The following is a 5854-nucleotide window of genomic DNA, read 5'->3' as shown; positions in this document are numbered from 1 at the left end:
GCGGTGAGCTTCAGCTCGCCGGGAAATCTTTTCCGCAGTGTTAGCGGGCGCCTGGCGGCCGCTTACAGGGGGTAACTCATTTTAGTTACAGCATCCGTCTGTTTTTCCTGTCCGGGGCCGTTGGCCCCGGGCGGGGAAAACCGGCGGGCAACACAAGGGCACGGCGACGATGTTCGTCTCTTTTTTGTGTTAAGGGACACTCTCTGTTTGTTGTAACTAATGTGACTGCCCCGCACCAGGTGCGGGGAGGTGCTTATATTTTTCTGCCAGCTGCGCTGAAGTTTGGCGATGCATGGTTTATGCCTTGAACGGAGTGAAAGGAGCTATCGCGGATGCAGCGTCTAGCTGCTCCGAATACTCCCTTTTTAAAGGGCATGTTTAGTTCAGAAATTACGTTCGAAATTAAGCATTACTGCGGGTGAGGTTTCGAAGTTAATCTTGTGATACATCTGCCGTTCGAATTTAATATGTTATTTGATAATGTCTTCGAATTTAACTGCATGTTTAATCACCGGTCACCGGCGTTTTTCTGACGGTGATACAGGAAAAACGTTCCGGATACGGGATTTGACACCGGTTACGGACGTGCGCCGCCCTGCCGGACTGCCTTTTGCGGCAAAATACCAGCACAGAAACCGCGATATACGCGGTTAAGTTAAAGGTGGTGTATCAGAGAGGTATGCCGGCCTGCTCAAGCAGAAGGGCGTAATAACGCTCAGGATCGGAGAGATGAAGCTGCGGATGCAGTGCCTTTACCGTACACTCTGCCTGCAGCTGCTGCGCGGTCGTACACTGGCCACTCGCCACCCAGCGCATCCAGCCGGTTCGGTTTGGCGTATTATCACGTTTTGCGGCGCGCAGCTGCACCAGGTTGTCGCTGTGACGGTCGATCTGAGCGCCCAGGTCGTTCTCCAGCTGGCGGCGTTCAGCACGCAGCTCCGGGCTGACCACCCAGAGTTTTATCTGGCGCAGGCGGTTTTTCAGGGAGTGATGTTTCTCGATATCCATGCCCATGCGAGCCATGCGTAACAGATGACGTTCGTATTTCTCTCGCAGTGACTGAGCCACACCTTTTGTCACCGCCCACTGGCGGTATTTGTGCAGCCACTGACGGATATCTTCGACAGCGATCCCGCGTGACGTAAAGCAGCGTTCGGTCAGGAAAATACGCACCGGTTTGTTCTGACCGGAGTCAGTATCCCTGTCGCGGTGAACCACCACGTAGTCCAGTTCTTCCAGCACCCGCAGCGCATGAAGGGTCACGTCATACGCCTTGCGTCCGTTCTCATACACATGCAGCGCGTTCATTCGTCTGGCCACGTCTTCCAGAGGAAGCATGACTTCAAACATGTAGTCGCTGTCCGGGCTGTAATCGCTGTTGGCCGCGAGTACCAGCGAAAGCGCGGTGAGCGCTTCCCGGCTCTCTGAACGCGGCGTGATACGCATCGGTTTCGGGCGGAAGGACTGATCGAATATGCGACCGTAGGGCGTGTAGCCGGTACGCCGCAGCGCGATCAGATCGCTGTTACAACACCAGTCGTGCTGACGGAAACAGGCTACCACTTTAGACGCGGTTCCGCGCGGGACGCTGCCGGTAAAAACAGGTGTCAGATGACGGTGTGTTTTTGAAGTACCACGGCGAAGCCGGTTAGACTCCCCACGGCGGGACGGACGGTAAACATCCTGATGATTTGCTGCTGATGATTCAGACACAGCTCCCTGCACTTATGTCGTGCAGAGGGAGAAGCCGCAGCAGGTATTGAGTTTTCCTTAGCATGGCACTATACTCCTCCACATAGAACGACATGTTCTATGTGGATTTGTTGGGCCCCGTTAATCTTTCCTACCCGCCAAAGTTGAGAAGATTATCGGGGTTTTTGCTTTTCTGAAGCCTGTCAGCCAGTTACTTCAGTCCCTGCCACCTTACGGCGTGGCCCGCCAGAATTCATTAACGTTCTGCAATGTACCACTCAATCCTCGAGCAGGCAATATGGTAACCCCTTCACGCTATGCTCCGGATCAGCTTCCAGTGAGAGTTCTTTCTCAATAAGATATTCGACCAGTGCAGCCTGCGTCATTCCCTTTTCCTTACAGAGCTTTAACAGACCGTCTTTGTAGGCATTACGCATATACAAAGTCACTTCTTTGTGCGTGTCTTTTTTTCGCAAAAGAGAAAGACGTTTCTTCTCTGCACCTGAAAGACGGTTACCTTTGCGATAAAGCCGTTTGGCTTTTGGAGGAGATTCAGTGTTCAATGCCTGCGACATATCTTCTCCTTCTGAAATTTGTTTCGTCATTTCCGAAGGATACTACAGTTTTGGAAGTTCGGCGACTGTCCTGAATCTGAAGTGAGACGCACGTTGGCGCGTGGTCTGAAGATCGGCGCAGGCACGGCCAGTTCCGGGTAGTCACCCGTAAAGACTCCTGATCATGACTGTTAAATCTCAGGTCCTGAGGGTGTCGGAATTTCTAATCCTGGCAGCGTCAGGACCCGACAACCGCAGGGCGGCAGGAACTGTCTTCCACCGCTTCTGGGGATCTGCCGGCGGCTGACCCGTTATCGCGCGATGTGAGAAAGCTGATAACCTGCTGCAGCAGCTCAACCCGGTCATAACCCCGCAGAAGGGGAATGTCCGCCTGACGCATGACTTCGTTGAGCAGAATATCGCGCCGGCGGCGTGCGGGTTTGAGGTGAGAGCGATCGTCCAGCTCGACGGCGGCCACCACGGCGAAGGTTGCCCGGTCAACAATCACCACATCGCAGTGCCACTTCGAAACCAGGCTGAAGAGTTTCCATCATGCTTTGTACGGATTAACACCGAGATCTTTATCAGCGCCATTGCGCGTGAATTTAATTCCACCCGGCAACCCATACTCAGGATAAAGGCAGGGCAGTAATGACAATGAGTTCTCAACTGGACGGTCCGCTATGTGCCAGAAGCGGACACTCAGCAGGTTTTATATTTCATATTTTAGTGCTGTACCGGCCCTGTTAAGCAAACTTCTTAACAACGTCTGAACCGCAGATGAAGATCTGCCTCGTGAAGAGCAAACAAGGCTAAATTCCCGGTAAATTCTTGGGGTTACTGTTACAACAGATAAACCACTCAAATCAGCAGGCAACGCTGACTGGGGAATAAGTGCAACTCCCATATTTTCGCGCACTGACATACAGGCGCTAATCCAGTCTCGTACCGTTATGCGGATGTCAGAGATCTTCAAACCCGCCTGCTCAGCAAGGCTTTTTGCGTTCTGAACCAGGCCTGGCAGAAATTGATGGTTTGATGGAGTATCAACCTGTAACCAACACTAAAACCCGTACACGGAACTATGTTGCGGTAGGCTGCGGTCAGGATTTGAAGTGGTGGAGAGAACTCTTTTCTGTGCTGCGAATGACCGGTTATGACGGTGATGTATCGCTTGAAATGGAGGGTTTAACCATGGGTGTTGAAGCGGGTCTTCAAACGTCTATTGATGCCCTCAATATGACGATTTGTCGCTAACTTCTCATCAGACTGGAAAGGGTTGACGCATTTTAATGGGCAGCATTAGCGGTTGTTTTAACGGGGGTTGTCTGAAGGATGGAACTCAGGTAACCCCCTATGAGCTCTGCAGTTTGAGGTTATTAAAAAACCTGTTTATGTGACATCCCGCACATTTCTGCCAGGCTTAATCCTCTGATGAAAATTTAATATGGATAAAACAGCTGGAGGGAAAATGACAATTCGCGGTATTGAACACATCGGAATTACGGTTACAGATATTCAACAGGCTAAACAATTTTTCACTAATGCGCTTGGCGCATCCCTTCTCTATCAGTTGGTTTCTCCTGATGATAAGGACGACAGTATCGCTGGGGATAATATGGCACCCTTAAATGGTTTTCCCAGTGAATTGAAGGTGACTGGCCTTGCGATGTTACGTCTGGCGAACGGGTGTAATGTGGAACTGTTTCAGACTGAACCTGCCGCAAAGGATCATCAAGCTAATCCATCCCAGCCAGGCATTAACCACTTTTCCCTCTATGTTGACGATATTCACGAGGCCGGCGAGAGGATGCGGGCATATGGCGCAAAAATGTTCGACGGCCCGTCAGACTGTTTTGCCCAGGAACAAGGTAAAGGTAACCAGACCTGGTTTTGCATGACGCCCTTTGGATTACTTATTGAGCTGATCTCTCTGCCGAGCCCCCTGAGTTATGATCTTCATACCACTGCGACGCGCTGGATCCCCACCCAATCATCGGAACAGGAGTAGATAATGCAGCGCAGAGAATTTATCAGCGGCAGCCTGGCCGCAATTTGCCTGGCAAGTCCCGTTTTGGCTTTTGCGAAATCAGCAACCAGGCCGGCGTTGCAGCGTTTCGCTCAATCGCCCTGGCTGACCAATGGCATTGCCGTAGCAACCGACGGTGCCTGCTTCCTGAACTTTCCCCGATTTCAGGGACATTTTAAGTCGCCTGCCTTAGCCCGAATCACCGAAAAAGGGCCGGTCGCCTTTCCGGGTAATCAGTGGAATCGCTGGCAACCCGGCGATGATGGCGTCAACACGCTGGTTAACGTCAATGCCTGTCATATTTTTGGCGACAACCTGCTGTGGGTGGTAGATCAGGGTGCAGCTGAGGGAGAAAAAACCAGTCCTGGCGCGGCAAAACTGATCGCCTTCGATCGGACCTCCGGCGAGGTGAAAAAGCTTATCCGTTTTGATAAAACCTCCTTGCCGGAAGGAGGCGCGCCCAACGATCTGCGTATTCACGGCTCGTTTATTTACGTCACAGACTCCGGCCTTGGCGGAATTATCATCCATGATTTAGCCAGCGGCAAAACAGTGAGGAGGCTATCATCCTCTCCCCTGCTGCGTAAGCCAGAAAATGCCGTACAGCGCGGTTTCAAAGGCCGTGTTTTACAGGATGCTGGCGGTAAAAAGCCTGCGGTACACAGTGACGTTATTGAAGTTACTGCAGATGGTGAATGGCTATATTATGCAACCCCAACCGGTCCACTATATCGTATCCGGACCGCGTTGCTGCGTGATGCGGCTCTGAGTGATGCCATGCTGGAGAAACAGCTGGAAAAAGTTGCGGATATCCCTTCAATTGGCGGTTCCGCCATCGACGCCGCGGGCAATCTGTATTTATCCAACGTCGAGAAACGCTCAATTGACCGGCTTACACCTGAGGGTGTGCGGGAAACGCTGATACAGGATAACCGGCTGATTACGCCGGATGCGCTGGTGATTGATAAAAGTGGCTGGATGTATATTCCCGCACCGCAGATTGAAGCCATCGGCACGAATAACCACGGCAAAGACGAGACGCATGCACCCTGGTATGTTTATCGCTTCAGGCTGGCCGAGGAGAGTCCAAAAAGAAGGTAATGTCCTTTTGAGGATCTCCCCCAGAAGTTTAACGCGTTGGTGCTTGATAAATGTCCGCTGTTCGCTCACAGCGGAACTGACTATATTGTTTTCATACCGCTATTTGTCAGAAGCGGACATTGTTATATCCTCATGGCTGGCACATTAGCAGGCCTCGTTACATCTGCGATTCACTGTGCTCCAGAAGTTTTTTTGCAGAGGCATTAGACGCTCTTAGCTGCTCTTCCAGATTAATACCCTGCAGTTTTCCATCTGCTTTGATAATGCGGCCGTCGACAATGACCGTCTCCACATTTTCCGGTTGAGCCGAGTAGACGATGAGGGCTGCCGGGTCGCCACCGCCAAATCCTGCCATATTCAGCGTATTGGGATTAATTATCTGAATGTCTGCCCGCTTACCCTCTTCAAGTGTGCCGGTTAATGCCCCTGTAAGTATCCCGGTAAAACGGGCCATTCACTTTTAGAGATCTTCCGACAT

The 5854-nt window shown here is 51.6% G+C and carries 6 protein-coding genes and 4 pseudogenes; 4 read left to right on the top strand and 6 right to left on the bottom strand.

Annotated elements, in window-relative coordinates; translation table 11 throughout:
- Nucleotides 1-669: 669 nt before the first annotated feature.
- The 4 genes and pseudogenes from IBT47_RS26730 to IBT47_RS26715 form a co-directional block, all read right to left on the bottom strand.
- Nucleotides 670-1713 carry a Replication protein gene (locus tag IBT47_RS26730; RefSeq protein WP_200564267.1) on the bottom strand — a complete coding sequence of 348 codons (1044 nt, stop codon included), beginning with the start codon at nt 1711-1713 and terminating at the stop codon, nt 670-672.
- Nucleotides 1706-1777 (bottom strand): hypothetical protein, encoded by a 72-nt coding sequence (locus tag IBT47_RS27425; RefSeq protein WP_370569965.1) that lies wholly within the window; start codon nt 1775-1777, stop codon nt 1706-1708. The genes IBT47_RS26730 and IBT47_RS27425 overlap by 8 nt, the downstream gene beginning before the upstream one ends.
- A gap of 193 nt (nt 1778-1970) precedes the next feature.
- The gene (gene repA, locus IBT47_RS26720) at nt 1971-2267 is read right to left on the bottom strand and encodes a replication regulatory protein RepA (RefSeq protein WP_200564263.1); all 297 of its coding nucleotides are present in this window, start codon (nt 2265-2267) and stop codon (nt 1971-1973) included.
- A 217-nt stretch (nt 2268-2484) separates the two neighbouring features.
- Nucleotides 2485-2796 (bottom strand): annotated as a pseudogene (locus IBT47_RS26715) (DUF2726 domain-containing protein); the annotation flags it as partial.
- Between the two features lie 9 nt (nt 2797-2805).
- Between IBT47_RS26715 and IBT47_RS27180 the strand changes: the two are divergent.
- Nucleotides 2806-2898: pseudogene (locus IBT47_RS27180) on the top strand (recombinase family protein); the annotation flags it as partial.
- 60 nt (nt 2899-2958) lie between these two features.
- Here IBT47_RS27180 and IBT47_RS26710 read toward each other — a convergent pair.
- Nucleotides 2959-3264 (bottom strand): annotated as a pseudogene (locus IBT47_RS26710) (LysR substrate-binding domain-containing protein); the annotation flags it as partial.
- Between IBT47_RS26710 and IBT47_RS26705 the strand changes: the two are divergent.
- From IBT47_RS26705 to IBT47_RS26695, 3 genes and pseudogenes are all read left to right on the top strand, one after another.
- Nucleotides 3249-3503, top strand: a pseudogene (locus tag IBT47_RS26705) (sugar phosphate isomerase/epimerase); the annotation flags it as partial. The pseudogenes IBT47_RS26710 and IBT47_RS26705 sit on opposite strands and share 16 nt — an antisense overlap.
- A 190-nt stretch (nt 3504-3693) precedes the next feature.
- Nucleotides 3694-4257 (top strand): VOC family protein, encoded by a 564-nt coding sequence (locus IBT47_RS26700; protein WP_234472137.1) that lies wholly within the window; start codon nt 3694-3696, stop codon nt 4255-4257.
- Between the two features lie 3 nt (nt 4258-4260).
- The gene (locus tag IBT47_RS26695; protein WP_200564261.1) at nt 4261-5376 is read left to right on the top strand and encodes an SMP-30/gluconolactonase/LRE family protein; all 1116 of its coding nucleotides are present in this window, start codon (nt 4261-4263) and stop codon (nt 5374-5376) included.
- Between the two features lie 157 nt (nt 5377-5533).
- Here the strand turns inward: IBT47_RS26695 and IBT47_RS26690 are convergent, their stop codons facing one another.
- The gene (locus IBT47_RS26690; RefSeq protein ID WP_200564259.1) at nt 5534-5830 is read right to left on the bottom strand and encodes an amidohydrolase family protein; all 297 of its coding nucleotides are present in this window, start codon (nt 5828-5830) and stop codon (nt 5534-5536) included.
- Between the last annotated feature and the right edge of the window lie 24 nt (nt 5831-5854).

The organism is Erwinia sp. S43, from assembly GCF_016624745.1.
Classification (GTDB): domain Bacteria; phylum Pseudomonadota; class Gammaproteobacteria; order Enterobacterales; family Enterobacteriaceae; genus Erwinia; species Erwinia coffeiphila.
Note: the sequence above shows the minus strand (reverse complement) of the source record. Positions and strands in the feature narration are given on the sequence as shown.